21 protein-coding genes are annotated in these 26,447 nt (G+C 71.0%); 12 read left to right on the plus strand and 9 right to left on the minus strand.

Annotated features, from left to right (window positions below; translation table 11 throughout):
• The first annotated feature begins 82 nt into the window (after positions 1–82).
• Together hpf and ACFY6U_RS27605 are read left to right on the plus strand one after the other, a co-directional pair.
• On the plus strand, positions 83–775 hold the full coding sequence (gene hpf / locus ACFY6U_RS27600; protein WP_390042457.1) for a ribosome hibernation-promoting factor, HPF/YfiA family: 693 nt from the start codon (positions 83–85) through the stop codon (positions 773–775).
• Between the two features lie 206 nt (positions 776–981).
• The gene (locus tag ACFY6U_RS27605; protein WP_351501473.1) at positions 982–1,731 is read left to right on the plus strand and encodes a response regulator transcription factor; all 750 of its coding nucleotides are present in this window, start codon (positions 982–984) and stop codon (positions 1,729–1,731) included.
• 28 nt (positions 1,732–1,759) lie between these two features.
• Here ACFY6U_RS27605 and ACFY6U_RS27610 read toward each other — a convergent pair whose 3' ends face one another.
• Positions 1,760–2,950 (minus strand): winged helix-turn-helix domain-containing protein, encoded by a 1,191-nt coding sequence (locus ACFY6U_RS27610; protein WP_390042459.1) that lies wholly within the window; start codon positions 2,948–2,950, stop codon positions 1,760–1,762.
• Positions 2,951–2,999: 49 nt separating this feature from the next.
• Complete coding sequence (locus ACFY6U_RS27615; RefSeq protein ID WP_390042461.1) at positions 3,000–3,575, minus strand: GNAT family N-acetyltransferase; 576 nt, start codon at positions 3,573–3,575, stop codon at positions 3,000–3,002.
• Between the two features lie 291 nt (positions 3,576–3,866).
• Between ACFY6U_RS27615 and secA the strand changes: the two genes are divergently transcribed.
• Positions 3,867–6,710, plus strand: coding sequence for a preprotein translocase subunit SecA (gene secA / locus ACFY6U_RS27620; protein ID WP_390042463.1), 2,844 nt, complete (start codon positions 3,867–3,869; stop codon positions 6,708–6,710).
• A 103-nt stretch (positions 6,711–6,813) separates the two neighbouring features.
• Here secA and ACFY6U_RS27625 read toward each other — a convergent pair whose 3' ends face one another.
• Positions 6,814–7,275: an Rv3235 family protein gene (locus ACFY6U_RS27625; RefSeq protein WP_390042465.1), complete on the minus strand. Its 462-nt coding sequence runs from the start codon at positions 7,273–7,275 to the stop codon at positions 6,814–6,816.
• 339 nt (positions 7,276–7,614) lie between these two features.
• Between ACFY6U_RS27625 and ACFY6U_RS27630 the strand changes: the two genes are divergently transcribed.
• The 4 genes from ACFY6U_RS27630 (at position 7,615) to ACFY6U_RS27645 (ending at position 15,089) form a co-directional block, all read left to right on the plus strand.
• Positions 7,615–8,130 carry a DUF6912 family protein gene (locus ACFY6U_RS27630; protein WP_390042467.1) on the plus strand — a complete coding sequence of 172 codons (516 nt, stop codon included), beginning with the start codon at positions 7,615–7,617 and terminating at the stop codon, positions 8,128–8,130.
• 112 nt (positions 8,131–8,242) lie between these two features.
• Positions 8,243–8,908 carry an HAD family hydrolase gene (locus ACFY6U_RS27635; RefSeq protein ID WP_390042469.1) on the plus strand — a complete coding sequence of 222 codons (666 nt, stop codon included), beginning with the start codon at positions 8,243–8,245 and terminating at the stop codon, positions 8,906–8,908.
• A gap of 599 nt (positions 8,909–9,507) precedes the next feature.
• Entirely contained in the window at positions 9,508–14,445 is a 4,938-nt protein-coding gene (locus tag ACFY6U_RS27640; RefSeq protein WP_390042471.1) for an NAD-glutamate dehydrogenase, read from the plus strand.
• Positions 14,446–14,645: 200 nt separating this feature from the next.
• Positions 14,646–15,089 (plus strand): GtrA family protein, encoded by a 444-nt coding sequence (locus tag ACFY6U_RS27645; protein WP_390042473.1) that lies wholly within the window; start codon positions 14,646–14,648, stop codon positions 15,087–15,089.
• A gap of 36 nt (positions 15,090–15,125) precedes the next feature.
• Here the strand turns inward: ACFY6U_RS27645 and ACFY6U_RS27650 are convergent, their stop codons facing one another.
• Both ACFY6U_RS27650 and ACFY6U_RS27655 read right to left on the minus strand, forming a co-directional pair.
• Entirely contained in the window at positions 15,126–15,995 is an 870-nt protein-coding gene (locus tag ACFY6U_RS27650) for an ABC transporter ATP-binding protein (protein WP_390042961.1), read from the minus strand.
• Positions 15,996–16,035: 40 nt separating this feature from the next.
• A complete protein-coding gene (locus ACFY6U_RS27655) occupies positions 16,036–16,953 on the minus strand; it encodes an ABC transporter permease (RefSeq protein ID WP_390042475.1) in 918 nt (305 codons plus the stop codon).
• Between the two features lie 380 nt (positions 16,954–17,333).
• Between ACFY6U_RS27655 and ACFY6U_RS27660 the strand changes: the two genes are divergently transcribed.
• The 3 genes from ACFY6U_RS27660 to ACFY6U_RS27670 all read left to right on the plus strand — a co-directional run bounded on the left by ACFY6U_RS27660 (position 17,334) and on the right by ACFY6U_RS27670 (position 19,374).
• Positions 17,334–17,960, plus strand: a complete 627-nt coding sequence (locus ACFY6U_RS27660; protein WP_089106574.1) for a TetR/AcrR family transcriptional regulator — start codon at positions 17,334–17,336, stop codon at positions 17,958–17,960.
• 79 nt (positions 17,961–18,039) lie between these two features.
• Positions 18,040–18,417 (plus strand): DoxX family protein, encoded by a 378-nt coding sequence (locus ACFY6U_RS27665; protein ID WP_390042477.1) that lies wholly within the window; start codon positions 18,040–18,042, stop codon positions 18,415–18,417.
• A gap of 33 nt (positions 18,418–18,450) precedes the next feature.
• Positions 18,451–19,374 (plus strand): RNA polymerase sigma-70 factor, encoded by a 924-nt coding sequence (locus tag ACFY6U_RS27670; RefSeq protein WP_390042479.1) that lies wholly within the window; start codon positions 18,451–18,453, stop codon positions 19,372–19,374.
• 327 nt (positions 19,375–19,701) lie between these two features.
• Here ACFY6U_RS27670 and galE read toward each other — a convergent pair whose 3' ends face one another.
• Positions 19,702–20,682 (minus strand): UDP-glucose 4-epimerase GalE, encoded by a 981-nt coding sequence (galE, locus tag ACFY6U_RS27675; RefSeq protein ID WP_390042481.1) that lies wholly within the window; start codon positions 20,680–20,682, stop codon positions 19,702–19,704.
• A gap of 39 nt (positions 20,683–20,721) precedes the next feature.
• Positions 20,722–21,939 (minus strand): glycosyltransferase 87 family protein, encoded by a 1,218-nt coding sequence (locus ACFY6U_RS27680; RefSeq protein WP_390042482.1) that lies wholly within the window; start codon positions 21,937–21,939, stop codon positions 20,722–20,724.
• Between the two features lie 400 nt (positions 21,940–22,339).
• Between ACFY6U_RS27680 and ACFY6U_RS27685 the strand changes: the two genes are divergently transcribed.
• On the plus strand, positions 22,340–23,908 hold the full coding sequence (locus ACFY6U_RS27685) for a glycosyltransferase family 39 protein (RefSeq protein WP_390042483.1): 1,569 nt from the start codon (positions 22,340–22,342) through the stop codon (positions 23,906–23,908).
• Between the two features lie 22 nt (positions 23,909–23,930).
• On the opposite strand, the gene ACFY6U_RS27690 is transcribed toward ACFY6U_RS27685, so the two are convergent.
• Positions 23,931–24,419, minus strand: coding sequence for a MarR family transcriptional regulator (locus ACFY6U_RS27690; protein ID WP_351499605.1), 489 nt, complete (start codon positions 24,417–24,419; stop codon positions 23,931–23,933).
• 135 nt (positions 24,420–24,554) lie between these two features.
• Here ACFY6U_RS27690 and ACFY6U_RS27695 point away from each other — a divergent pair, with 135 nt between their 5' ends.
• Entirely contained in the window at positions 24,555–24,971 is a 417-nt protein-coding gene (locus tag ACFY6U_RS27695; protein WP_351499603.1) for an organic hydroperoxide resistance protein, read from the plus strand.
• On the opposite strand, the gene ACFY6U_RS27700 is transcribed toward ACFY6U_RS27695, so the two are convergent.
• A complete protein-coding gene (locus tag ACFY6U_RS27700) occupies positions 24,961–26,430 on the minus strand; it encodes a hypothetical protein (RefSeq protein ID WP_390042485.1) in 1,470 nt (489 codons plus the stop codon). The two genes, ACFY6U_RS27695 and ACFY6U_RS27700, sit on opposite strands and share 11 nt — an antisense overlap.
• Between the last annotated feature and the right edge of the window lie 17 nt (positions 26,431–26,447).

Raw genomic sequence — 26,447 nt, forward strand, 5'->3', positions numbered from 1 at the left:
AGGCTCCGGGGTTCACCGGAGCTGGGTGCAAAAAGGGAGATGCTCCGCAGCGCAGCGGAGTGATCCGGGAACGGAGTTCTGCGTGGACATCGTCGTCAAGGGCCGCAAGACCGAGGTGCCTGAGCGGTTCCGCAAGCACGTGGCCGAGAAGCTGAAGCTGGAGAAGATCCAGAAGCTCGACGGCAAGGTGATCAGCCTCGACGTCGAGGTGTCCAAGGAGCCCAACCCCCGACAGGCCGACCGTTGCGACCGAGTGGAGATCACGCTCCGCTCCCGCGGTCCGGTGATCCGGGCGGAGGCAGCGGCCAGTGACCCGTACGCGGCACTCGACCTGGCGGCGGAGAAGCTGGACGCGCGGCTGCGCAAGCAGCACGACAAGCGGTTCTCGCGCCGCGGCGCACGGCGGATCTCGGCGGCCGAGGTCCCCGACCACGTCCCGGGCGCGGCGACGCTCAACGGGAACGGCAGCCCCGTCCACCCCGAGGACGCGGACGGAGTGCCCACCAAGAAGATGGGCTCCCTCGAGGTGCAGGGCGAAGGCCCCCTCGTCGTTCGCGAGAAGACGCATGTCGCGGCTCCGATGACCCTCGACCAGGCTCTCTACGAGATGGAGCTGGTCGGACACGACTTCTACCTGTTCGTCGACTCCGAGACCAAGGAGCCGAGTGTCGTCTACCGGCGGCACGCGTACGACTACGGTGTCATCCACCTCAACACCGACCCGATGGTCGCCCAGGCGCAACCGACCGCGGCGGGAGGCACGCTGGGCGGCTGACCGGCCCGGCCGGCAGGTGAGCCCGTGCCCCTGGAAGCGCGCGTGCGCCCCAGGGGCACCGGTGTGCGACCACTTCGCGCCCCGCTCGGTCACCCCGTTGGCGCCCGGGCATGGAATCATGGCCAGGGCGGCCCAATCGGTGGGCCGCTGCCTTGGGTTGGCGGATGGCACAGCACCACAGGCCACAGCCTTCAGGGGGAGGAACGATGGCGGACAGCTTCGGACCGATGCAGGACGGTGATGCCGACGGCGGCGTCGTCGGCATGGGCCCGGACGCGGGCGGTACTCCACGCAAGGAACCGATCAGAGTCCTTGTCGTCGACGACCATGCCCTCTTCCGCCGCGGACTGGAGATCGTGCTCGCCGCCGAGGAGGACATTCAGGTCGTCGGGGAGGCGGGCGACGGCGCGGAGGCCGTCGACAAGGCCGCCGACCTGTTGCCCGACATCGTGCTGATGGACGTCCGGATGCCCAAGCGCGGCGGTATCGAGGCCTGCACCTCCATCAAGGAGGTCGCGCCCAGCGCGAAGATCATCATGCTGACGATCAGCGACGAAGAGGCCGATCTCTACGACGCGATCAAGGCGGGCGCGACCGGATACCTCCTCAAGGAGATCTCCACCGACGAGGTGGCCACCGCCATCCGCGCAGTGGCCGACGGGCAGTCGCAGATCAGCCCGTCCATGGCGTCGAAACTCCTCACCGAGTTCAAGTCGATGATCCAACGCACCGACGAGCGCCGACTGGTGCCGGCACCGCGGCTGACCGACCGTGAACTCGAAGTGCTCAAGCTGGTCGCCACGGGGATGAACAACCGCGATATCGCGAAGGAGTTGTTCATCTCCGAGAACACCGTGAAGAACCATGTGCGCAACATCCTGGAGAAGCTGCAGCTGCACTCCAGGATGGAGGCGGTGGTCTACGCGATGCGGGAGAAGATCCTCGAGATCCGCTGAGGCCGCGCCGGGCCCGGCCCGGCGCCGGTCAGCGCAGCGCCGCGATCAGGAAGCGGGTCACCTCCTTCATGAGCGGCTCGCGCAGCTCTGGGGCGTCCACGCGCTCCACACGCACCGTCGTGCAGTCCACCCAGCTCGCGGCCTCGACCAGCGCCTCCGCCACCGCCGGGACCGCCTTCGGGCCGTCCAGCGTGACCTGGCGGGCCACCAGGACGCCGCCCGCCTCGCGCGCCGGGTCCACCCGGCCCACGAGCCGGCCACCGGCCAGCACCGGCATCGCGTAGTAGCCGTACACCCGCTTCGGCTTCGGGACGTAGGCCTCCAGGCGGTGGGTGAAGCCGAAGATCCGCTCCGTGCGCGCCCGGTCCCAGATCAGGGAGTCGAACGGGGAGAGCAGCGTCGTACGGTGCCGGCCGCGCGGGGGTGCGGCCAGGGCCGCCGGGTCCGCCCAGGCGGGCTTCCCCCAGCCCTCCACCTCCACCGGGACCAGGCCCGAGTCGGCGATCACCGCGTCGACCTGCTCGCCCTTGAGGCGGTGGTAGTCGGCGATGTCCGCGCGCGTGCCGACGCCCAGCGACTGGCCGGCCAGCCGGACCAGGCGGCGCAGGCACTCGGTGTCGTCCAGCTCGTCGTGGAGCAGCGCGCCAGGGACGGCGCGCTCGGCGAGGTCGTACACCCGCTTCCAGCCGCGCCGCTCGACGCACACCACCTCGCCGTACATCAGTGCGCGCTCCACGGCGACCTTGGTGCCGGACCAGTCCCACCACTCGCTGGTCTTCTTCGCGCCGCCCAACTCCGTCGCGGTCAGCGGGCCTTCGCTGCGCAGCTGCTTGATGACCTGGTCGTAGGCGCCGTCGGGAAGGTCGTGGTTCCAGTGCGGGCGGTCGCGGTAGGCGCGGCGGCGGAAGGCGAAGTGCGGCCACTCCTCGATGGGGAGGATGCAGGCGGCGTGCGACCAGTACTCGAAGGCGTGCGCGTCCTGCCAGTAGGCGGCCTCGACCGTCCTGCGGCCGACGCGCCCGAGGCGGGCGTACGGGATCAGCTCGTGCGAGCGGGCGAGGACCGAGATGGTGTCGAGCTGGACCGCGCCGAGGTGGCGGAGCACGCCCCGGACGCCGGAGCGGCGGTCGGGGGCGCCGATGAAGCCCTGTGCCTTCAGCGCGATACGGCGGGCTTCGTCCGCCGAGAGAGCGGCGGCGGGGCGCGGGAGGGTCGTCATGGACCGGACCCTAGACGGTGGCACTGACAGCCGGGCACGAGCTGGGGTTTCAGCTCTGCGCAGGGGCCGGCAGGTAGGGCGCCGCCGACGGCAGGCCCAGGTCCGAGGGGAGCAGGGAACCCACCCAGCAGTCGCGTCGTACGCCCTTGTTGTTGAGGGAGGAGCGGAGGGTGCCCTCGACGGTGAAGCCCGCGCGTTCGGCGACCGCGCGGGAGGCGTGGTTGCCGACCTCGGCACGCCATTCGACCCGGTCGACCGCGATCCGCGTGAACGCCCAGCGGGCGGCCGCGAGGGTGGCCTCGGCGGTGTAGCCATGGCCGCGGTGCTCCTTGGCGGTCCAGAATCCCACCTCGGCCGTCCCCAGGGAGCGCATGGTCAGGGCGAGCATCCCGGCCAGGCCGCCCGTCGGCAGGAAGACGCCGAAGGTGAACATCGAACCCTCGGACCAGCCGTCGGGGACCATCTGCTCCGTGAAACTGCGGGCGTGCTCGGCGAGGTAGGGCGCAGGAATCGTCGTCCAGCGCTGGATGTCGGGGTCCTGGACGGCCGCGTACACCGCGTCGGTGTCCTGCGGGCCGACCGCGCGCAGCAGCAGACGAGGAGTGGTGAGCGTGACGGGTTCCATCGGCTGATTCTGCTCGCCAGTGCGTCCGGTACGCCATCGATTTCGCTCTCCGTGAGCGCGTGATCACATTTCGCGCAATTCCTCGCTCCGGCGCGGCACTATCCGCCCGCCCCGGCCGTTGTCCCGGATGAAGCACGAAGTGGGCCGGCAGGGCCCTCTGAAAGGCGACGGGCTGCCGTCGGGCCGACAGGCCTCCCGACACGGCCGGGTCCTCGCATACGATGGCCGTTGCTCAGTACGTCAAATGGAAACCGACCCTCCCAGGCCCGACCGGCAAGGAGACTAACCCCCGTGTCCGTCCTCTCGAAGATCATGCGTGCAGGCGAAGGCAAGATCCTGCGCAAGCTGCACCGCATCGCGGACCAGGTCAACTCCATCGAAGAGGACTTCGTCGACCTCTCCGACGCCGAGCTGCGGGCCCTCACCGATGAGTACAAGCAGCGCTATGCCGACGGTGAGAGCCTCGACGACCTGCTCCCCGAGGCGTTCGCCACCGTCCGCGAGGCCGCCAAGCGCGCCCTCGGCCAGCGCCACTACGACGTGCAGATCATGGGCGGCGCGGCCCTCCACCTCGGCTACGTGGCCGAGATGAAGACCGGTGAGGGCAAGACCCTCGTCGGCACCCTGCCGGCGTACCTCAACGCGCTGGCGGGCAAGGGCGTCCACCTCATCACGGTCAACGACTACCTGGCCGAGCGCGACTCCGAGATGATGGGCCGCGTCCACAAGTTCCTGGGCCTCACCGTCGGCTGCATCCTCGCCAACATGACGCCGGCCCAGCGCCGCGAGCAGTACGCGTGCGACATCACGTACGGCACGAACAACGAGTTCGGCTTCGACTACCTGCGCGACAACATGGCGTGGGCCCAGGACGAGCTCGTCCAGCGCGGCCACAACTTCGCCATCGTCGACGAGGTCGACTCCATCCTGGTCGACGAGGCCCGTACGCCGCTGATCATCTCCGGCCCGGCCGACCAGGCCACCAAGTGGTACGGCGACTTCGCCAAGCTGGTCCTGCGCCTGAAGAAGGGCGAGGCCGGCAACCCGCTCAAGGGCCAGGAGGAGACCGGCGACTACGACGTCGACGAGAAGAAGCGCACCGTCGCCATCCACGAGTCCGGCGTCTCCAAGGTCGAGGACTGGCTGGGCATCGACAACCTCTACGAGTCGGTGAACACGCCTCTGGTGGGCTACCTGAACAACGCCATCAAGGCGAAGGAGCTCTTCAAGAAGGACAAGGACTACGTCGTCCTCGACGGCGAGGTCATGATCGTCGACGAGCACACCGGCCGTATCCTCGCCGGCCGCCGCTACAACGAGGGCATGCACCAGGCGATCGAGGCGAAGGAAGGGGTGGACATCAAGGACGAGAACCAGACCCTCGCCACGATCACCCTGCAGAACTTCTTCCGCCTCTACAAGCGCCACGACCACAACGGCAAGGAACAGCCGGGCCTGTCCGGCATGACCGGTACGGCCATGACCGAGGCCGCCGAGTTCCACCAGATCTACAAGCTCGGCGTGGTCCCGATCCCGACGAACCGGCCGATGGTCCGCAAGGACCAGTCGGACCTGATCTACCGCACCGAGGTCGCCAAGTTCGAGGCGGTCGTCGACGACATCGCGGAGAAGCACGAGAAGGGCCAGCCGATCCTGGTCGGCACGACCTCCGTCGAGAAGTCGGAGTACCTCTCCCAGCAGCTCTCCAAGCGCGGCATCCAGCACGAGGTCCTCAACGCCAAGCACCACGAGCGCGAGGCCTCGATCGTCGCCCAGGCCGGCCGCAAGGGTGCCGTCACGGTGGCCACCAACATGGCCGGCCGTGGTACGGACATCAAGCTCGGCGGCAACCCCGAGGACCTCGCCGAGGCGGAGCTGCGCCAGCGCGGCCTCGACCCCGAGGAGCACATCGAGGAGTGGGCGCAGGCGCTGCCCGCCGCCCTGGAGAAGGCCGAGCAGGCCGTCAAGGCCGAGTTCGAGGAGGTCAAGGACCTCGGCGGGCTCTACGTCCTCGGCACCGAGCGGCACGAGTCGCGCCGGATCGACAACCAGCTGCGCGGCCGTTCCGGCCGTCAGGGCGACCCGGGCGAGTCCCGCTTCTACCTCTCCCTCGGCGACGACCTGATGCGCCTGTTCAAGGCCCAGATGGTCGAGCGCGTGATGTCCATGGCGAACGTGCCGGACGACGTGCCGATCGAGAACAAGATGGTCACCCGCGCGATCGCGTCCGCGCAGTCGCAGGTCGAGCAGCAGAACTTCGAGACCCGTAAGAACGTCCTGAAGTACGACGAGGTGCTCAACCGGCAGCGCGAGGTCATCTACGGCGAGCGCCGCCGCGTCCTGGAGGGCGAGGACCTGCAGGAGCAGATCCAGCACTTCATGGACGACACGATCGACGCGTACGTCGGCGCGGAGACCGCCGAGGGCTTCCCGGAGGACTGGGACCTCGACCGCCTGTGGGGCGCCTTCAAGCAGCTCTACCCGGTCAAGGTCACCGTCGACGAGCTGGAGGAGGCGGCCGGCGACCGCGCGGGCCTCACCGCCGAGTACATCTCCGAGTCCATCAAGGACGACATCCACGAGCAGTACGAGTCGCGCGAGACGCAGCTCGGCTCCGAGATCATGCGTGAGCTGGAGCGCCGGGTCGTGCTGTCGGTCCTGGACCGCAAGTGGCGCGAGCACCTCTACGAGATGGACTACCTCCAGGAGGGCATCGGCCTGCGCGCGATGGCCCAGAAGGACCCGCTGGTCGAGTACCAGCGCGAGGGCTTCGACATGTTCACCGCGATGATGGACGGCATCAAGGAGGAGTCCGTCGGCTACCTGTTCAACCTGGAGGTCCAGGTCGAGCAGCAGGTCGAGGAGGTCCCGGTCGAGGACACCGAGGCGGCGGAGGGCGTCCAGGACGCGGTTCCGGCCCAGGCGGGTTCCCGTCCCGAGATCCGCGCGAAGGGTCTTGAGGCGCCGCAGCGCCGGGGCATGCACTTCTCGGCGGCCACGGTGGACGGCGAGGGCGGCATCGTCGAGGGCGACTTCGACTACGACGAGGACGAGCCGGCCCGCTCCGAGGCCGACGGCCTGACCCGCGCCGAGCGCCGCAAGCAGGCGAAGAGCCGCCGCGGCCGCAGGAAGTAACCCCTGGCGCCGACGAGCGCTCCACGAGGGCCGGTCCCCCTGGGAAGGGGGGCCGGCCCTTCGGCTTGGGGGTACGGCGGGAGGCCGGGCCGGCCTCCCGCCGTCAGTCGTCGTGCGGCGCGCGTGGGCCGCCCATCTCCACCGCCGTGCAGCGCCAGCGCAGGTCCGCGCCCCGCTCCAGACGGAAGGCCAGCGCCCGCAGCCGGTCGCCCGCGGCGATGCGGGCGAAGACCTCCAGGGCGCCCGCGCGGGCGACGTAGTAGCCGATGTCGCGGACGACGGGGTCGGTGCCGCGGGTGCGCAGGGGGCCGCGTTCGGCGAGGCGTGCCAGGTCGTCGTAGGCGTGTCCCGCGGTGTGCCGGAGCATCCAGTGGACGGGACGACGGCCGCTCAGGACGGCCAGCAGCCGCTCCGCGAAGAGGTCGGTGGGGCGGGGGCCCGGCGGGGCCGCCGGAGGCGTGAGCGGCCGGCGGGAGGAGGGGGCGCCGGGGCGGCGGGAGTCGCGGCGGCCGGGCGGCCTGGTGACCGGGCGGAGCTGGGCGGTCCTGGTCATGACCTTGTTCATGGGGGTCCCCGTTCGGCGGGCCCGGCGGGTACCGGGCGGTAACTTTCGGTTACGGATCTTGTACGGGGGCCGGGACGGCGACAGCAAGGCGGCGGCGGTCCGTGTCGGGGGTCCGGAAATGTTCACCTATCCGAGTGGTCGCAGGTGCCGGAAACCCGCTGGGCGGGCGGCCGCACCGGGTGAATCGCGGGGCGTCGGGTGGACGCTCCCGACGTCACCGGCCGGGACCCGAAAGGGGACGCCCGCACGTATCCTGAAGGCCCTCCGGAAGGCGCCAGGCCTTCCGGGAGGCGCAATGCCGAAGCAGAGTCGAAGAGTCCGGAAGAGAGCGGCCCAGCCATGCGCGTCTACGTCCCCCTGACCCTCCCCGGGCTCGCCGAGGCGCACAAGACGGGCGAGCTGGGGACCGGTCCGTTCGTCGCCTACGCCGTCACGCCCGCGCTGCGTGAGTGGTACCTCTCCGACGACATGGAGGAACTGGAGTACGCCGCGCTCAACCGGGCCGCGCTGGCCTCGCTGCGGCTGCTGGCCGCCGCCCCGGACGCGCTGCGGCGCCGGGTGGTGGTCGCCGTCGACGTGCCCGACGGCACGGCGGCTGCCGACCCGGACCGCGGGCTCGACCCGGCGGCGCTGGGCGAGGTCCGGGTGACCGGGACGGTGGCGTTGGCCAAGGCGGCCTCGGTGCACGTCGACTCCGACGACGCGGAGGAGGACGTGACGGCGGCCGCCGGGGCGCTGGAGGCGGCGGACGGCGGGGACGACGACGCGCAGTTCGTCGTGGACGGGGCCGAGGACCACGAACTGCTCTGGTACGCCACACAGGAGATCCCGAACCTGGTGGGGCTCCGCGGCTGAAGCGAGGCCGGCGGAGTCCGACAGAGGTCGCCGGGGGCCGACGAGGCAGCTGTGACCTGCGGTGATGTGCCGGAGGTCTTGATTGTCAGTGCTGGCGGGTAGCGTTTTTGGCATGGGGAAGCACGAAAGCGCACACATTGTCTGGGACTGGAACGGGACGCTGTTCCACGACAACGACGCGATCATCGGGGCGACGAACGCCGCCTCGGCCGAGCTGGGCCTGGCGCCGATCACGTTGGAGCAGTACCGGGCGCTGTACTGCGTGCCGGTGCCGAAGTTCTACGAGCGGCTGATGGGGCGGCTGCCGACGGACGCCGAGTGGGAGGTCATGGACGTGATCTTCCACCGGTACTACGCCGAGCACCGCGTCAGGTGCGGGCTGACCGAGGGGGCGGCCGAGCTGCTGGCCGGGTGGCGTTCGGCGGGGCGCAGCCAGTCGCTGCTGAGCATGTACGTGCATGACGAACTGGTCCCGCTGGTGCGGGGGTTCGGGATCGAGCCGCACTTCATACGGGTGGAGGGGCGGGTCGGACCGTCGGGGGGCAGCAAGGCCGAGCACATGGTGCGGCATCTGCGGCAGCTGGCGGATGTGGCCCCGGGGCGGACCGTGGTGATCGGGGACGCGGCGGACGACGCGGTGGCGGCGCAGGCAGCGGGGGCGAAGGCGGTGCTGTACACCGGGGGGTCGCACGGGAGGGCGAGTCTGGAGGAGGCCGGGGTGCCGGTCGTGGACTCGCTGGCGGAGGCGGTCGAGGAGGCGGAGCGGCTGGTGGCGTGAGCGGTGCGGGTGGGCTGGGACGGGGGTGTCGCTTACCGGCGCTGGGCGGGTGCCGCAGCTATGTAGCCGACGCGACTGCAGCGCCCCTTTAGGGGCGCGGGGAACTGCGCGACCAGCCCCCACGCACCCGCACCCTCACCATCCGTTTTCAGCCACCCCCCACCCCCGTGTAGGCCGAGCCGGCGCAGCGCCCCTGTGCAGAACGTCAAAGTTCCACCCCCTGTTTTGTACACATACGGCTCATGACGGCCCCCCGGTCGGGAGCGATAGCCTTGGTGGCGTGATCAGCGCGATAGTTCGCGGGGGCATCGGTGCCCCTGCCCTGCGCCCGGTGAGCACGGAGCACCTCCGTGACCGGGTGGCGGTGGCTGGTCTTCCCGGGCGGAGGGCGCCGAAGGCGGCCCAGGCAGGAGTGCTGCCGAGAGCAGCGTCACACCTGCGGAGCAGCTCGAATATGGCTCAATACCCCCCGCTCGTCTCACCCTGCGGCATAGCGTCGGAGCAGACCGGAGAACCCGGCCGTGGCGTCGAGCCGCAGGGGGAAGATCCCGTACTTCCTTCTACGTCACGCAATGGCGCGCGACAGGAGCCAGAGGACAATGCAGACCAAGCTGGACGAAGCCAAGGCCGAGCTGCTCGATCGGGCCGCCCGGGTAGCTGAGAACAGCCCGGCCGGGGGGCACCTACCGACTGGGACGACGGGAGAGGCGGACCAGGAGTCCGTCTTCGCGTTCCTCCAGCGCTACTACCTGCACACCGCACCGGAGGACCTGGCCGACCGCGACCCGGTCGACGTCTTCGGCGCGGCCGTCTCGCACTACCGCCTCGCCGAGACCCGCCCCCAGGGCACCGCGAACGTCCGGGTCCACACCCCGAGCGTCGAGGAGAACGGGTGGACCTGCACCCACACGGTGGTGGAGGTCGTCACCGACGACATGCCCTTCCTCGTGGACTCGGTCACCAACGAGCTGACCCGGCAGGGGCGCGGGATCCACGTCGTCATCCACCCCCAGATCGCCGTCCGCCGCGACCTCACCGGCAAGCTGATCGAGGTGCTGCCCACCCCGGCCGTCGGCGAGGAACTGCCGCACGACGCGTACATCGAGTCCTGGATCCACGTCGAGATCGACCGCGAGACCGACCGCTCCGACCTCAAGCAGATCACCGCCGACCTGCTGCGCGTGCTCTCCGACGTCCGTGAGGCCGTTGAGGACTGGGAGAAGATGCGGGAGGCGGCCGTCCGCGTCGCCGAGAACCTCGGCGAGGAGCCGGTCCCCGCCGACCTGCCGCGCCCCGAGGTCGAGGAGGCCCGCGAGCTGCTGCGCTGGCTGGCCGCCGACCACTTCACCTTCCTCGGCTTCCGCGAGTACCAGCTGCGCGAGGACGACTCGCTGGCCGCCGTGCCCGGCACCGGCCTGGGCATCCTGCGCTCCGACCCGCAGCACGCCGGCGAGGAGGGCCACCCGGTCAGTCCCTCCTTCGAGCGGCTCCCCGCCGACGCGCGCGCCAAGGCCCGCGAGCACAAGCTCCTCGTCCTGACCAAGGCGAACAGCCGGGCGACCGTGCACCGGCCGTCGTACCTGGACTACATCGGCGTCAAGAAGTTCGACGCGGACGGCAACGTGGTGGGCGAGCGGCGCTTCCTGGGGCTGTTCTCGTCCGCCGCCTACACCGAGTCGGTGCGCCGGGTGCCGGTCATCCGCCGCAAGGTCGACGCCGTGCTGGAGCGGGCGGGCTTCTCGCCCAACAGCCACGACGGCCGCGACCTGATGCAGATCATGGAGACCTACCCGCGCGACGAGCTGTTCCAGACCCCGGTCCCGGAGCTGGAGTCGATCGTCACGTCCGTCCTCTACCTCCAGGAGCGCCGCCGGCTGCGGCTGTACCTGCGCCAGGACGAGTACGGCCGCTACTACTCGGCCCTCGTCTACCTCCCGCGCGACCGCTACACGACCGGCGTCCGGCTGCGGATCATCGACATCCTGAAGGAGGAGCTCGGCGGCATCAGCGTCGACTTCACGGCCTGGAACACCGAGTCGATCCTCTCCCGGCTGCACTTCGTCGTCCGCGTCCCGCAGGGCACCGAGCTGCCCGAGCTGTCCGACGGCGACAAGGACCGCATCGAGGCCCGCCTGGTCGAGGCGGCCCGCTCCTGGTCGGACGCCTTCGCCGAGGCGCTCAACGCCGAGTGCGGCGAGGAGCGCGCGGCCGAGCTGCAGCGCCGCTACACCAACTCCTTCCCCGAGGGCTACAAGGCCGACCACACCCCGCGCGCGGCGGTCGCCGACCTGGTCCACCTGGAGCGGCTCAGCGAGGAACCGGGCAACGACTTCGCCCTCAGCCTCTACGAGCCGGTGGGCGCCGCTCCCGGCGAGCGCCGCTTCAAGATCTACCGCAAGGGCGCGGCGATCTCCCTGTCGGCCGTCCTGCCGGTCCTGAACCGGCTGGGCGTCGAGGTGATCGACGAGCGGCCGTACGAACTGCGCTGCTCGGACCGGACGACCGCGTGGATCTACGACTTCGGGCTGCGCATGCCGAAGGTCTCCGGCGGTGGCAACGGCGACTACCTGGGCGACGACGGCCGTGAGCGCTTCCAGGAAGCGTTCGCGGCGACCTGGACCGGCCTGGCGGAGAACGACGGCTTCAACGCGCTGGTGCTGAGCGCCGGGCTGAGCTGGCGGCAGGCGATGGTGCTGCGGGCGTACGCGAAGTACCTGCGGCAGGCCGCCTCCACGTTCAGCCAGGACTACATGGAGACCACCCTTCGCAACAACGTCCACACCACCCGGCTGCTCGTCTCCCTGTTCGAGGCGCGGATGTCGCCGGACCGGCAGAAGGCCGGCCTGGAGATCACCGACGCCCTCCTCGAAGAGCTGGACGCGGCGCTGGACCAGGTGGCGAGCCTCGACGAGGACCGCATCCTGCGTTCCTTCCTGACCGTCATCAAGGCGACGCTGCGCACCAACTTCTTCCAGGAGACGGCCGACGGCAAGCCGCACTCCTACGTCTCCATGAAGTTCGACCCGCAGGCCATCCCGGACCTCCCGGCGCCCCGCCCGGCGTTCGAGATCTGGGTGTACTCGCCGCGGGTCGAGGGTGTGCACCTGCGCTTCGGCAAGGTCGCGCGCGGCGGTCTGCGCTGGTCCGACCGGCGTGAGGACTTCCGTACCGAGATCCTCGGCCTGGTCAAGGCGCAGATGGTGAAGAACACCGTCATCGTGCCGGTCGGCGCCAAGGGCGGCTTCGTCGCCAAGCAGCTGCCCGACCCGGGCGTGGACCGGGACGCGTGGCTCGCGGAGGGCATCGCCAGCTACAAGACGTTCATCTCGGCGCTGCTCGACATCACCGACAACATGGTGGCCGGCGAGGTCGTGCCCCCGCAGGACGTGGTCCGGCACGACGAGGACGACACCTACCTGGTGGTGGCGGCCGACAAGGGCACGGCGACGTTCTCCGACATCGCCAACGAGGTCGCCGGCAGCTACAACTTCTGGCTCGGCGACGCCTTCGCCTCCGGCGGCTCCGCGGGCTACGACCACAAGGGCATGGGCATCACCGCGCGCGGCGCCTGGGAGTCCGTGAAGCGGCACTTCCGGGAGCTTGGCGTCGACACCCAGAGCGAGGACTTCACGGTCGTCGGCATCGGTGACATGTCCGGTGACGTGTTCGGCAACGGCATGCTGCTCAGCGAGCACATCCGGCTGGTCGCCGCCTTCGACCACCGGCACATCTTCATCGACCCGAACCCGGACGCGGCCACTTCCTACGCCGAGCGCCGCCGCCTGTTCGACCTGCCCCGCTCCAGCTGGGGCGACTACGACACCGACCTGCTCTCGGCGGGCGGCGGGATCTTCCCGCGCAGCGCCAAGGCGATCCCGGTCAACGGCCACATCCGCGAGGCCCTCGGCATCGAGGAGAAGGTCACCAAGCTGACCCCGGCCGACCTGATGAAGGCGATCCTCGGGGCGCCGGTCGACCTGCTGTGGAACGGCGGCATCGGTACGTACGTCAAGGCGTCGACCGAGTCCAACGCGGACGTCGGCGACAAGGCCAACGACGCCATCCGCGTCGACGGCGCCGACCTGCGTGTCAAGGTCGTCGGCGAGGGCGGCAACCTGGGCCTGACCCAGCTGGGCCGGATCGAGTTCGCCCGCCAGGGCGGCAAGATCAACACCGACGCCATCGACAACAGTGCCGGCGTGGACACCTCCGACCACGAGGTGAACATCAAGATCCTGCTCAACGGCGCGGTCGCGGACGGCGACATGACGGTCAAGCAGCGCAACAAGCTGCTCGCCGAGATGACCGACGAGGTCGGTGCCCTGGTGCTGCGCAACAACTACGCGCAGAACGTGGCGATCGCCAACGCGCTCGCCCAGTCCGGGGACATGCTCCACGCCCAGCAGCGGTTCCTGCGCCACCTGGTCAGGGAGGGCCACCTCGACCGGGCCCTGGAGTTCCTGCCCACCGACCGCCAGATCCGCGAGCGCATCGGCACCGGCCAGGGCCTGACCGGCCCGGAGACGGCCGTCCTGCTGGCGTACACGAAGATCACGGTCGCCGACGAACTGCTGGCCACCACCCTGCCGGACGACCCGTACCTGAGCAGCCTGCTGCACGCGTACTTCCCGACGGCCCTGCGCGAGCGGTTCGCCGCCGCGCTCGCCACCCACCCGCTGCGCCGCGAGATCACCACCACCGTCCTGGTCAACGACACGGTCAACACCGGTGGTACGACCTACCTGCACCGGCTGCGCGAGGAGACCGGGGCCTCCCTGGAGGAGATCGTCCGGGCGCAGACCGCAGCCCGCGCGATCTTCCGCTCGGCCCCGGTCTGGGACGCGGTCGAGGAACTGGACAACAAGGTCGACGCGGCCGTCCAGACCCGGATCCGGCTGCACTCCCGCCGCCTGGTGGAGCGCGGCACCCGCTGGCTCCTCAACAACCGGCCGCAGCCGCTCCAGCTCCTGGAGACCGTCGACTTCTTCTCCGAGCGGGTCGAACAGGTCTGGCAGCAGCTGCCGAAGCTGCTGCGCGGCGCGGACCTGGAGTGGTATCAGCACGTGTACGACGAGCTGTCCGGCGCCGGCGTGCCCGCCGAGGTCGCCACCCGCGTGGCCGGCTTCTCCTCCGCCTTCCCGGCGCTGGACATCGTCTCGGTGGCCGACCGCACGGGCAAGGAGCCGCTGGACGTCGCCGAGGTCTACTACGACCTCGCCGACCGGCTCGGCGTCACCCAGCTGATGGACCGCATCATCGAGCTCCCGCGGGCCGACCGCTGGCAGTCGATGGCCCGCGCCTCCATCCGCGAGGACCTGTACGCGGCCCACGCGATGCTCACCGCCGACGTGCTCGCCGCGGGCAACGGAACGTCGACGCCCGAGCAGCGCTACCAGGCCTGGGAGCAGAAGAACGCCGCGATCCTCGGCCGGGCCCGGGCCACCCTGGAGGAGATCCGCGGCTCGGACTCCTTCGACCTGGCCAACCTCTCGGTGGCCATGCGGACGATGCGGACGCTGCTGCGGACGCACTCGTAGTCGTACGAAGCAGCCGTACGAAGCAGCCGTACGAAGCAGCCGTACGAAGCAGTCGTACGACATGAAAGGCGCCCCGGGCCGGTGACGGTCCGGGGCGCTTTCTTTCCTGCCGGTGTTTGTTCTTGCCGATATCCAGGGGGAAACGGACGCTGAATTTACCGTTTCCTGCTAATCCGGATGTCTCGGATATGGTCTGCCCTGTGACAGTGCAACTCACGGTGGCGCGGCCGGTCCCGCACGTCGTCCTCGAGGTCGTGAAATTCGGGGTCGTCGGCGGCAGCGGTGTCCTCGTCAATTTCCTGGCCTTCAACCTGCTGCTGCACGGCCTGCGTTGGCCGGCCATGACCGCGACGGTGGCGGCCAGCTGCCTGGCGATGGCCGCCAATTACGTGGGCTTCCGGTTTTTCGCCTATCGCGACCGGGCCTCGCGCACACGACAGCAGATCGCACTTTTCTTCGTGTTCAGCGGCCTGGGTGTCGTGCTGGAAAGCGGTCTGTTCTACGCCGGTTATCACGGCCTCGGTCTCGACGGGCCGCTGGAATCCAACGTGGTGAAGGCGCTGTCGATCGTGCTCGCCTCGGCCTTCCGCTTCCTCGTCTACCGGACGTGGGTGTTCCAGACGGACACGAGCCGCGCCGTGTGACGACGGCGCGGCTCATGGGCGTCAGCAGGTCATGCTTCAGGACGGCTGGGCGGCCTTCGGCTGCGGCTTGGGCTTGGGCTTGGCCTTCGTCTTGTCGGACTTGTCGCCGGTGAAGGCCTCGTACTCCGCGAGGACGTCCTCGGTCGGCCCGTCCATGCGCAGTACGCCGCGCTCCAGCCACAGCACCCGCTCGCAGGTGTCGCGGATGGACTTGTTGTTGTGGCTGACCAGGAAGACCGTTCCCGCGTGCTGGCGCAGTTCGCGGATCCGCTCCTCGGACCGCATGCGGAAGGACGCGTCACCGGTGGCCAGGGCCTCGTCGATGAGCAGGACGTCGTGGTCCTTGGCGGCGGCGATGGAGAAGCGGAGCCGGGCGCCCATGCCGGAGGAGTAGGTGCGCATCGGGAGGGTGATGAAGTCGCCCTTCTCGTTGATGCCGGAGAAGTCGACGATGTCCTGGTACCGCTCCCTGATCTCCTCGCGGGACATGCCCATGGCCAGGCCGCCGAGGTAGACGTTCTTCTCGCCGGTCAGGTCGCCCATCAGGGCCGCGTTGACGCCGAGGAGGGAGGGCTGGCCGTCGGTGTAGATGGCGCCGTTCTCCACCGGGAGCAGGCCGGCGACAGCCTTGAGCAGGGTCGACTTGCCGGATCCGTTGGTGCCGATCAGGCCGATCGCCTCGCCCTTGTAGGCGACGAAGGAGACGTTCTTGACCGCGTGCACCTTGCGGACGCCGGCCGCCTGCTCCGCGTGCTTGCGGCGCAGCATGCGGTTGAGGGCGGCGGTGGCGGAGCCGCGTCCGGCGCCGGTGCCGTTGACCCGGTAGACGATGTCGACGCCGTCGCAGACGACGGTGGGGACGTCGCTCACGGTGCGGGGCTCACGCACGGTGGGGGTGTCGCTCATGCCGGTGTCGTCGCTCATGCTGGGGGTGTCGCTCACGTTGTCAGCCACGGCCGTACGTCTCCTCAGCCTTCCAGAAGTAGATGAACCCGCCGACGCCGAAGAGCAGGGCCCAGCCGGTCGCGACGATCCACACGTGCGGCGGCAGCTGGCTGGCGTGGAAGCTGTCGATCAGGGCGAAGCGCATCAGGTCGATGTAGACGGCGGCCGGGTTGTCCTTGAGTACCGGGTTCACCCAGCTCGGCAGACCGTGGTGGTTCTTGGTCAGCTTGTCGATGTTCCACATGACGCCGGAGATGTACATCCAGGTGCGGAGCACGAACGGCATCAGCTGGGCGATGTCCGGCGTCTTGGCACCCCACCGGGCCATGATCATCGCGAAGCCGGCGTTGAAGGTGAACTGCAGGATCAGCGCCGGGATGGCCAGCAGCCAGGAGGCGGCCACCGGAACGCCGAAGCAGAGCAGGATGACGACCAGGGCGGCCATGGAGAACAGCAGCTGCTGGAGCTGCTGGAGGCAGAAGGAGATGGGGAGCGCGGCCCGCGGGAAGTGCAGGGCGCGGACGAGGCCGAGGTTGCCCGAGATCGCGCGGGTGCCGACCATGATCGAGCTCTGCGTGAACGTCCAGATGAACACGCCCGTGACGAGGAACGGGATGTAGTCGGGGACGCCGCGCTTGGTGCCCAGCAGGATGCCGAAGATGAAGTAGTACACCGCGGCGTTCAGCAGCGGGGTCATGACCTGCCAGACCTGGCCGAGCTTCGCCTGGGCGTACTGGGCGGTGAGCTTGGCGGTGGCGAACGCGGTGATGAAGTGCCGCCGCGCCCACAGCTGGCGGATGTACTCCGGCAGGGAGGGACGGGCGCCGCTGACCGAGAGACCGTACCGGGCGGCGAGCGCCGCGAGGTCGTCCTCGGTCGTGACCGGGGCCGGGGGCGGTGTGTGAAGGACCTGGGTCACATCCGCTGCTTTCACTCGGGGGGTGGGGGTGCGGCGTCCGGCTGGGCGCCGGGCCCGTACATCCGGCGTTTCCTTACGCTTCTCTTCACGTTTTCTTACGTCGGGACGGGACCGTATCGTCGCAACGGGAGCGTAGGCGGAGTTGGCGTCGGAACGCAACCGTTTCGTCGTCACGGACGTATGTGTGCCGTAACACTTTCGAGGTCGTGGCGCGACCGATTCGTTGCGGTGTGTTGCGGGCGCGTGTTCGGTACGGCGGTGAGCGGGGGCGTGTTCAGCGCGACCGGGTTGCGGCCTCGTTGCGGCGTTCGGGTGGCGGCTCGGTGCCGGTGTGTCGTCGGAACGCAACCGTTTCGTCGTTACGCCCCTATGCTGGGAGCATGACGACGAACGCCGAGGAGTCCCAGACGCGTCCGCGCCGACGAGCCCCCGCCGGGGCGGCCGTCCTCCGCGAGGACGTGACCGAGGCCATCCGGGCCGCCGTCTTCGAGGAGCTCGCGGCGGTCGGGTATGCCCGGATGTCCATCGAGGGCATCGCGCGCCGCGCCGGCGTCGGCAAGACCGCCGTCTACCGCCGCTGGCGCTCCAAGCTGCACCTCGTCCTCGACGTCGTCTCGGCCCTCGCCGTGATGGGCCTGCCGGTGCCCGACACCGGTTCCCTGGAGGGCGACCTGCGGCTGCTGTACGAGGTCACGTCCCGTGCGCTGCGCCACCCGGTCGCCTCGCAGATCATCCCGGACCTGCAGGCCGAGGCGGCCCGCAACCCCGACATCGCCGAGGCCATGCAGAAGACGCTGCGCGAGGGCCAGGAAGGCGTCGCCAGCAAGATCATCGAGGCGGCGCAGCGGCGCGGTGAACTCGCCGAGGGCCTCGACGACGACCTGGCCATGGACCTGATCTCCGGCCCGCTGTACTGGCGCTCGGTGGTGATCCGCACCCCGAAGCTGCCGAAGGGGTATCTGGCGGCGCTGGCCCGCGGGACCACGGAGGCGCTCAAGGCGCTGTAGCCACTCGACCGTGGATGTCACAGGCGCTGCGGCCGTCTCGTCGTAGAGGGCGCAGACATCCTCGAACAGGGAGTGGACGATGAACCTCGCGCTGTGGATCACCGCCGGGCTGCTCGCCGCGGTGGCGCTGGCGGGCGGGATCAGCAAGACGTTCGTGCCCCGGGAGAAGCTGGCCATGGCGCACGGGGGCGGCTGGACCGGTGACGTCGGCGACGGTTTCGTGCGGACGCTCGGCATCCTCGAACTCCTGGCCGCGGTGGGCCTGGTGCTGCCCGCCGTCACCGGCATCGCGCCGGTGCTGGTGCCGGTGACCGCCGCCGCCTGGATCCTGCTGATGATCGGCGCGATGATCACCCACGGCCTGCGCGGCGAGCGGGCGTTCGTGGCGCTGAACCTGTTCTATCTGGCGCTGGCGCTGGTCGTCGCGGTGGGCCGGTTCGGCCCCGGCTCCTTCTGAGCAGACTCCGACGGACAAGGGGGAGTGGACGTGATGGACAGGACCGAGGAGTTCCAGGAGCTGCGGCCGCTGCTGTTCTCGATCGCGTACCGGCTGCTGGGCAGCGTCGGCGAGGCCGAGGACGCCGTCCAGGAGGCCTGGCTGCGCTTCGCCGGCTCACCGGCGGAGGTCAGGTCGCCGAAGGCGTTCCTGTCGGCGGCGGTGACCCGGATCTCGATCGACGTGCTGCGCTCGGCCCGGGTCCGGCGCGAGGTGTACGTCGGCCCGTGGTTCCCCGAGCCGCTGCTGGCCGACCCCTACGAGGACCCGGTCCGGTCGGCGGAGCTGGCCGACTCGGTGTCGATGGCGGCCCTGCTGCTCCTGGAGCGGCTCAGCCCTTTGGAACGCGCGGTCTTCGTCCTGCGCGAGGTGTTCGACTTCGGCTTCCCCGAGGTCGCGTCGGCGGTGGGCCGTTCGGAGGCGGCCTGCCGCCAGCTGGCGGTCCGGGCCCGGCGCCACATGGCCGAGGGCCGCCCCCGTTTCGAGGCGGACCGCAGGGAACGCGACGAACTGGCCACACGCTTCTTCGAGGCCCTCCACGAAGGCGACCTGGCCGGCCTGCAGGACCTGCTCGCCGCCGACGTGTCGCTGGTGGGCGACGCCGGCGGCAAGGCCCCGCAGCTGGCCCGCGCCGTGCTGGGCGCCCCGAACGTGGCCCGTCTCCTCGCCGCCGTCGTCCCGTTGCTGTTCCGGATCGACGTCACCTGCGAGCAGCACGAGGTCAACGGCCAGCCCGGCGCGATCTTCCGCGACCGCGACGGCAAGGTCCTCCAGACCTTCGCCCTCGACATCCTCGACGGCCGCGTCCAGGCGATCCGCCTGGTCCTCAACCCCGACAAACTCGGCCACGTGGGCCCGGTGGCGGACGCCTGGGCCATCGCCGAGGAAGTCAAAAAGGTCCGCAGGACCGTGGAGTGACGGAGCCTCACGTACCGGGGTGGCCGGGGTGGTGGTCAGGCGTGCACCGGGTGGATGGGCCGGTGGTCTCGCGCGCTTGGCGGCCGGGTCCGTCGCGCTGTGCACCGGGTGGCCGGGCCGGTGGCGTCGCGCACCGGGTGGATGGGCCGGTGGTCTCGCGCGCTTGGTGGCCGGGCCCGTCACGTTGTGCACCGGGTGGATGGGCTGGTGGCGTCGCGCGCTTGGTGGCCGGGCCCGTCGCGTCGCGCACCGGGTGGCCGGGACCGTGGTCTCGCGCGCCCGGCGCCCGAGCCGTGGCGTCACGTGCCCGGTGGCCCGGCCGGTGTGTCAGCCCCGGGCGGCCTCCGGATGCAGGCGTACCCAGCCGTCCCAGGCCGAGGCGATCATGTCCTGGACGTCGTGTTTGGCCTTCCAGCCGAGTTCGGTGGTGATGCGGTCGGCTGAGGCGACGACGCGGGCCGGGTCGCCGGGGCGGCGCGCGGTGACGGCCGCGGGGAGGTCGTAGCCGGTGACGGCGTTGATGCGGTCGATCATCTCGCGGACCGAGACGCCCTCGCCGCGCCCGATGTTGAGGGTGAGGGCGCGGCCCGGCTCGGCCTGGAGGGCGCGGGCCGCGGCCACGTGGGCCTCGGCGAGGTCCACCACGTGGATGTAGTCGCGGATGCAGGTGCCGTCCGGTGTCGCGTAGTCGTCGCCGAAGATGCGCGGCGCGGCGTGCTCCGTGAGCTTCTCGAAGACCATCGGGACGAGGTTGTAGACGCCGACGTCGGCGAGTTCGGGACGGGCCGCGCCGGCCACGTTGAAGTAGCGGAGCGAGGCGGTGGACAGGCCGGTGGCCCGGCCCGTCGCGCGGACCAGCCACTCGCCCGCCAGCTTCGTCTCGCCGTACGGCGACATCGGCACGCACGGCGTCTCCTCCGTCACCAGGTCGACGTCCGGCATGCCGTAGACCGCCGCGGAGGAGGAGAACACGAAGGACGGGACCCGGGCCTCCGTCACGGCCTGGAGCAGGACGCGCAGGCCTTCGACGTTCTCGCGGTAGTAGTGCAGCGGACGGTCCACCGACTCGCCGACCTGCTTCTTCGCCGCCAGGTGCACGACCCCGGTCACCTCGTGCTCGGCCAGCACGCGCGCGACCTTCTCACCGTCGAGGGTGGAGCCCGTCACCAGCGGCACGTCCTGCGGCAGGCGCTCGGCGATGCCGGTGGACAGGTCGTCGTACACCACCGTCCGCTCGCCCGCCTCCGCCATCGCGCGTACGACATGCGCCCCGATGTAGCCGGCGCCGCCGGTGATCAGCCAGGTCATGTGTGGCCGTCCCCTTCGTGAGTTGGCCCGTGGTGTTCGTCAGCCGCGGTCACTCCTCAGTGAACCAGGTGCAGCCGACATCTGCGGACGGGAGACGTGACGCAGCGCGGTCATGCGGACACGTGACGTGTTCTCGCGGCGGCGGGTGGCGCGCCACAGCCGGGTGAGGGAGAGTACGGCAGCCGTGGCCAGCAGGCCGTTGCGGGCGAGCATCAGCAGGCAGCCGGTCCAGGTGCAGTGGACGACCTCGGCGTAGAACGCCGGGTAGGCGACGGCGCTGAGGGCGGTCGCCGCCAGGACGAGCGCGGCGACCGGGCGCTGGGTGGTGTGCCGTGAGGTCAGGCAGACGGCGGACAGGCCCAGCAGCCAGATCATGTACTGCGGACTGATCACCCGGCTGGTGACGGTGAAGAGGAGTACGGCGCTCAGCGCCGCGTCGTACGGGGTGGCCGGGGACCAGTGCCGGGCCCGTACCCGCCACAGAAGCAGCAGCGCGAAGGCGGCCGCGGTGAGCGCGAGGGAGGCGGTCGCGACCGCGCGCACATGCGGGCCGACCAGTTCGATGGCGCCGTACTGGTAGCGGGTGGTGCCCCGCCAGCCGGCGTGCCGTGCGAGGCTCAGCGCGGTCCCGCCCAGCGACTCGATCTGCACGCCCCGGCCGCCCTGCTGACGGAGGAACGCGAGCGGGTTGCGGAACGACACCACGAAGACGGCGAGGGTCACGGTCCCCGTCAGGGCCGCGGTCAGCCATGCGCTGCGGGTCGGACGCCCGCGTTCCAGGCCCAGCAGCACCAGCGCCGGCCACACCTTCACCAGCGCGCCCAGCGCCGCGAGCGCACCGCACGCGCGCGTGGAGCGCGACAGCGCCAGCAGGGAGAGCACGGCGAAGGCGGTGACCTCCACGTCGTAACGGGCCAGCGGGAGGTGCAGCAGGAGAGGCAGGCCGCCGGTCCACAGGGCCGCGCCGAGCAGGGTGCGGCCGGGGCGCCTGCCCGCGCGGGCGAGTGCCGCCGTGACCAGGGCGTCGGTGGCCAGGGTGAGTGCCACGAACGCCTGGAAGTAGCTCAGTCCGGGCACCAGGCCGGGCGCCAGCAGTACCGCGCCGGCGCCCGGCGGGTACTGCCACAGCGTGTCGTGCGCCGGGAACGCGCCGTGCGACAGCACGCCGTACCAGTGGAAGTACAGCCGCCACACTTCGCGCGCGACCGCTCCGTGACCCAGGGGTCGCTCGTTGTTGTGGGCGAGGAGCCACAGCATCAGCGTGCGCGTGGCGGTCCAGGCGACGGCGAGTCGGAGGAGCGGGGGGAAGAGACGTGGCCGGAGGTGCGGAGGGAGGCGCGAGTGGCCGGACGGGCGGCGCAGACGCGGGAGTCGAACAGACGGGGCGAACGGGACGCGCGGAAGCGGAGTGTACGGGTGGCGATTCATCGACGGCGAGCGTAAGCCGCGCGGATGGTGTATCCATGCCGATACGCCGTCATTACCCGGCAAAGGTTGGCTAATCGCAAAAGATCGGGCCGTGGTGAGTATCGGGTCTCTCGTAAAAGCACATCCGCGAACGACGCGAACAGAAGACGACAGCCGGCCGGCTCCACGGAGTCGGCCGCGCCCGTTCGGCGGCCCGCCCCGGTGGCCGCGCGCCGCCCGGTTACTCGCCGTGGCCGCCCCGGCCGCGGTGATGCTCGCCGTCGGGTTCTGGGGGCTGCACCGCGGCGGCATGTGGCGCGACGAGGCCGTCACCTACCAGGTCGCCCGGCGCACGGTGCCGCAGATCTGGCTGCTGCTGCACGACGTCGACGCGGTGCACGGCCTGTACTACCTGCTGATGCACTTCGTCCTCTCCGCCGACCCGGGCCACCCCGGCGAGGTCGTCCTCCGGCTGCCCTCGGTGTGCGCGGCGGCCGGTACCGCGGGCCTGGTGGCCGCTCTCGGCAGCCGCCTGGCCCGGCCGCGCGTCGGCCTGTGGGCCGGGCTGCTGTACGCGGTCACCCCGCTGGTCGGCCACTACGCGCAGGAGGGCCGCTCGTACGCCCTGGTCGCCGCGGGCGCCACCGGCGCGACGCTGCTCCTGGTCCGGGCGGTGCGGGAGGAGGGGCGGCGGGCCTGGTGGTGGTACGGCGCCGTCCTCGGAGTCACCTGCTGGCTGCACGAGTTCGCCGTCCTGCTGCTGCTCGCACACGCGGGAACCCTGGCGCTGGCCCGTTCGTCGGGAAGGGTGTGGCGGCGGTGGGGCTGCGCGGCCGGGGGCGTGGGGCTGTCGCTGCTGCCGATGGTCGTGGTCTCGCACGGACAGTCGGCCCAGGTGGCCTGGCTGCGGGAGCCGGACGTGGAGACCGCGCAGGAGTTGCTGCGCCAGTACCTGGGACCGACCGACCGGGTGTACTGGGTGTGCCTGGCGCTCGGGCTGCTCGGACTGACGCGGCTGGTGGGCAGGCGCGGTGAGGTGACCCTCGCGGCGGTCGCGCTGCCGCTCGCGGTGCTGCCACCGGTGGCGCTGATGCTGGCCTCGCAGTTCACACCGCTGTACGTCGACCGGTACGTACTGTACGCACTCGCCGGGGCGCCGTTGCTGGTGGCGCTCGGTGCGGACCAGATCGCCCGGGTGCTCGGCCGGCTCTGGTCCCGCGGCGCGCAGGCGGCGCCGTCCCGGTCGCACGCGCTCACCCTGGCCGGGGTCCTGGCGGTTCTCCTCGCCTTCACCCACCAGCTGCCGCTGCTGCGGGCGGACCGGGTGCCGGGCACCCGTCCGGACGACCTCGGCGCGGTCGCGGCGGCCGTGGCCCGTGTGCTGCGGCCCGGCGACCCCGTGCTGTTCCTGCCGGCCCACGCGCGCGGGGCGGAGCTCGCGTATCCCGCCGACTTCAAAGCCACGAGGGATGTTGCACTGGCCGAACCGGGGGCGGAGTCCGGGACGTTGTACGGGCGCGAGGTGGGGGTGGGGACGCTGCGGCGGAGGTTGGCGGGGGCCGACGAGGTGTGGGCCGTGATGGAGAAGTACGCGCTGGTGAGCGGGTATCGGCCGCGGTTGGGAACGGAGCGGGCGAAGTTCGCTGTGCTGAACCAGCAGTTCGTGCTGCGGGAGGAGATGGTGATCGACCGTATTGCTGTGAGGTTGTACGTGCGGCCGATTCGGGGGGGTTCGGAGGAGTCCGGGCTGCAGGCCGGCGGGGGCCGGTCGCGCCCACGCGGCGGCAGCCGCACATCGACAACAGCCCCGCGCCCCTGAAAACCTGGAAGCAGAGGGCGCTTCAGCGGGAACCCTCTTCCAGGGCTGCCGCGTCCAGAGTCCCCGTCAGTTGATCCAGTCGCGCCTTCAAGTCGCGGATCTCCTCCACGTCGAAGCCCGTCGCCGCCACGATCCTCCGCGGTACCTCCAGCGCCCGCTCCCGCAGTGCGGTTCCCTCCTCGGTCAGCCGTACGTCCACCGAGCGTTCGTCGAGCGCGCTGCGCTCGCGGTGCACCAGGCCCGCCGCCTCCAGGCGCTTGAGCAGCGGGGAGAGGGTGCCGGAGTCCAGGCGCAGGTGTTCGCCGAGCTTCTTGACCGGCAGGTCGCCCTGTTCCCACAGCACCAGCATCACCAGGTACTGCGGGTAGGTGAGCCCGAGGTCCTTGAGGATCACGCGGTAGACGCCGTTGAAGGCGCGGGACGCGGCGTGCAGGGAGAAGCAGATCTGGCGGTCCAGGCGGAGCCACTCCGCCTCGGGCGCGGGGCTGGGGGTCGGGGTCGTCGCGGTCATGGCTCAAGCGTAGCGCTTGCGGGTCATTTAGTTGTGGGCAATTGAATTGTGTGCTCTACTTGTGGTCGTGAGGGCGGCGGGAACGGGAGCCGCCGGACACCGATACTTCGAGTACTTCGAGAGGGATGGTCTTCCATGGACGCCATCTACACCGCAGCCGCCACCGCCACCGGCCGGGAAGGACGGGCGGTCAGCTCGGACGGCCAGCTGGACCTCACGCTGGCGTTCCCGCCCGCGCTGGGTGGCAACGGCCAGGGCACCAACCCCGAGCAGCTCTTCGCCGCCGGTTACGCCGCCTGTTTCGCCAGCGCCCTCGGCGCCATCGGCCGCCAGGCCAAGGTCGACACCGGCGAGATCTCCGTGACCGCCGAGGTCGGCATCGGCAAGGACGAGTCCGACGGCGGCTTCGCGCTCAAGGTCACCCTGCGCGTCGAGCTTCCCGAGGCGCTCGCCAACGAGACCGGCGAGAAGCTGGTCCACCAGGCCCACGAGTACTGCCCCTACTCCAAGGCCACCAAGGGCAACATCCCGGTCGAGCTCGTCATCGAGTAACCGGTCGAGCGACCAGCGGTACGGGGGACGCGTCCCCCGTCCGGGTGAGCCGCGCCAGCACCTCCCCGGTTCGCCGGCTCCAGTCCACCACCACCGCCTCCGCGGGCAGCCGCTCCTGCCGTGTCAGCAGCAGCCAGCGCACCCGGGGGCGGTGGTCGTGCCCGTCGGTCAGGTCGATGCCGTACCCGGGGAGCAGCCGGAGGGCGTAGTAGGCGTCCGTGACCACCGGTTCCCCCGGGCCGATGTGCCGGGCCGCCCAGTCGTACGACGGCCAGCGGGGCGGCTGGACGAAGCCGACCGGGTCCACCGAGCGCGGTACGACCGCCCCGGCCTGCGCGGCCAGAAAGCCCAGGCAGACCCCGCCGGCCGCGGCCCACCCCAGCAGCCGCCGCCACCTGCACCAGGGCCGCTCCGCCGTCAGCTCCACGGCGAGCGCACACTGCGGCGCCAGCAGAACGAGCCCGAGCAGCCCGACGAGCCGCCCGCACACCAGCACCAGGCACTCCAGGGCGAACAACAGCACGAGCGGATCACACCAGGCCGCAGGCCGCACCGCACCGCGCACCGCCGCCCCGCCCGCCCGCCGTGCCCGCAGCCACAGTGCCGGCAGCCCGAGCAGGGCCAGCCAGCACTGGCCTGCCCATCCACCCGGACCGGCGTACGCCCCGTACGGCGACGGCGGCAGCACGCGCGCGTGCGTCCCGAAGACGAGCGCTGCCCCCGCCACCGTGCACACCAGCGCCCACCGCCCCCACAGCGCGCACCGCCACCCCCGCTGCCACCCCGCCACGAACGCCACCGCCCCGGCCGCCGCGCCCGCCCCGGTCACCGGGTCGATCAGCGCCACCGTCCCGTACAGCAGGCCGAGCGCCGCGTAGCCGGACAGGCTGCGCAGGCCGCTCGGGCCGACGTAGCGCACCCGGCGCAGATCGCGGGCGCGGGCGCCGGTCAGGGCCCAGGCCCAGAGGGTCAGGCCGAGGGCGAACGCGGACGGATAGCCGAGGCTGCCGGTCAGCGGCAGCAGGGCCAGCGAACCCCCGCCCCACGCCGGCCGTGTGCCCCACAGCACGGACAGGAAGGCCAGCGCCAGCACCGGCGCCCACGGGCGCGGGGTGAGAACGCGGACCAGGCGGCCGAGTCCCGTCAGCAGCACCAGCAGGTTCAGCGGGCCGCACGCCCGCAGCAGCTGCCACCCCGTCAGTCCGGTCAGCCGTGCGAGCGCGCCCTGGGCGAGTACGTACGGGGAGGCGGCGGTGCCCGTCAGGCCCGCCCGCAGCCGTGCCACCGCCGCCGCGTGCAGTCCGGCCTCGCAGCACGGCGGCACCCGCCAGTACGCCAGGGTCATCAGCAGCCAGAACAGCAGGCCGAAGACCTGGTACGGGGTGAGTCTGCGGACGCGGCCGCCGCGCAGGGCGGTGGAGCCACGTGTGGCGCGCCGGAGCAGGGCGCCGGTGCTCACCGGAGGAAACGGACGGG

This window comes from Streptomyces sp. NPDC013157 (assembly GCF_042899865.1).
Lineage (GTDB): Bacteria > Actinomycetota > Actinomycetes > Streptomycetales > Streptomycetaceae > Streptomyces.

Excerpts from the sequence above, each read along its gene's own strand:
- ACFY6U_RS27605 (WP_351501473.1), top strand. The coding sequence starts at position 982 with ATGGCGGACAGCTTCGGACCGATGCAGGACGGTGATGCCGACGGCGGC.
- ACFY6U_RS27660 (WP_089106574.1), top strand. The coding sequence starts at position 17,334 with ATGACGACGAACGCCGAGGAGTCCCAGACGCGTCCGCGCCGACGAGCC.
- ACFY6U_RS27695 (WP_351499603.1), top strand. The coding sequence starts at position 24,555 with ATGGACGCCATCTACACCGCAGCCGCCACCGCCACCGGCCGGGAAGGA.
- ACFY6U_RS27625 (WP_390042465.1), bottom strand. The coding sequence starts at position 7,275 with ATGAACAAGGTCATGACCAGGACCGCCCAGCTCCGCCCGGTCACCAGG.
- ACFY6U_RS27610 (WP_390042459.1), bottom strand. The coding sequence starts at position 2,950 with ATGACGACCCTCCCGCGCCCCGCCGCCGCTCTCTCGGCGGACGAAGCC.
- ACFY6U_RS27680 (WP_390042482.1), bottom strand. The coding sequence starts at position 21,939 with ATGCTGTGGCTCCTCGCCCACAACAACGAGCGACCCCTGGGTCACGGA.
- ACFY6U_RS27665 (WP_390042477.1), top strand. The coding sequence starts at position 18,040 with ATGAACCTCGCGCTGTGGATCACCGCCGGGCTGCTCGCCGCGGTGGCG.
- ACFY6U_RS27690 (WP_351499605.1), bottom strand. The coding sequence starts at position 24,419 with ATGACCGCGACGACCCCGACCCCCAGCCCCGCGCCCGAGGCGGAGTGG.
- galE (WP_390042481.1), bottom strand. The coding sequence starts at position 20,682 with ATGACCTGGCTGATCACCGGCGGCGCCGGCTACATCGGGGCGCATGTC.
- ACFY6U_RS27635 (WP_390042469.1), top strand. The coding sequence starts at position 8,243 with ATGGGGAAGCACGAAAGCGCACACATTGTCTGGGACTGGAACGGGACG.
- ACFY6U_RS27630 (WP_390042467.1), top strand. The coding sequence starts at position 7,615 with ATGCGCGTCTACGTCCCCCTGACCCTCCCCGGGCTCGCCGAGGCGCAC.
- ACFY6U_RS27615 (WP_390042461.1), bottom strand. The coding sequence starts at position 3,575 with ATGGAACCCGTCACGCTCACCACTCCTCGTCTGCTGCTGCGCGCGGTC.
- ACFY6U_RS27670 (WP_390042479.1), top strand. The coding sequence starts at position 18,451 with ATGGACAGGACCGAGGAGTTCCAGGAGCTGCGGCCGCTGCTGTTCTCG.
- ACFY6U_RS27650 (WP_390042961.1), bottom strand. The coding sequence starts at position 15,995 with ATGAGCGACACCCCCACCGTGCGTGAGCCCCGCACCGTGAGCGACGTC.
- ACFY6U_RS27640 (WP_390042471.1), top strand. The coding sequence starts at position 9,508 with ATGCAGACCAAGCTGGACGAAGCCAAGGCCGAGCTGCTCGATCGGGCC.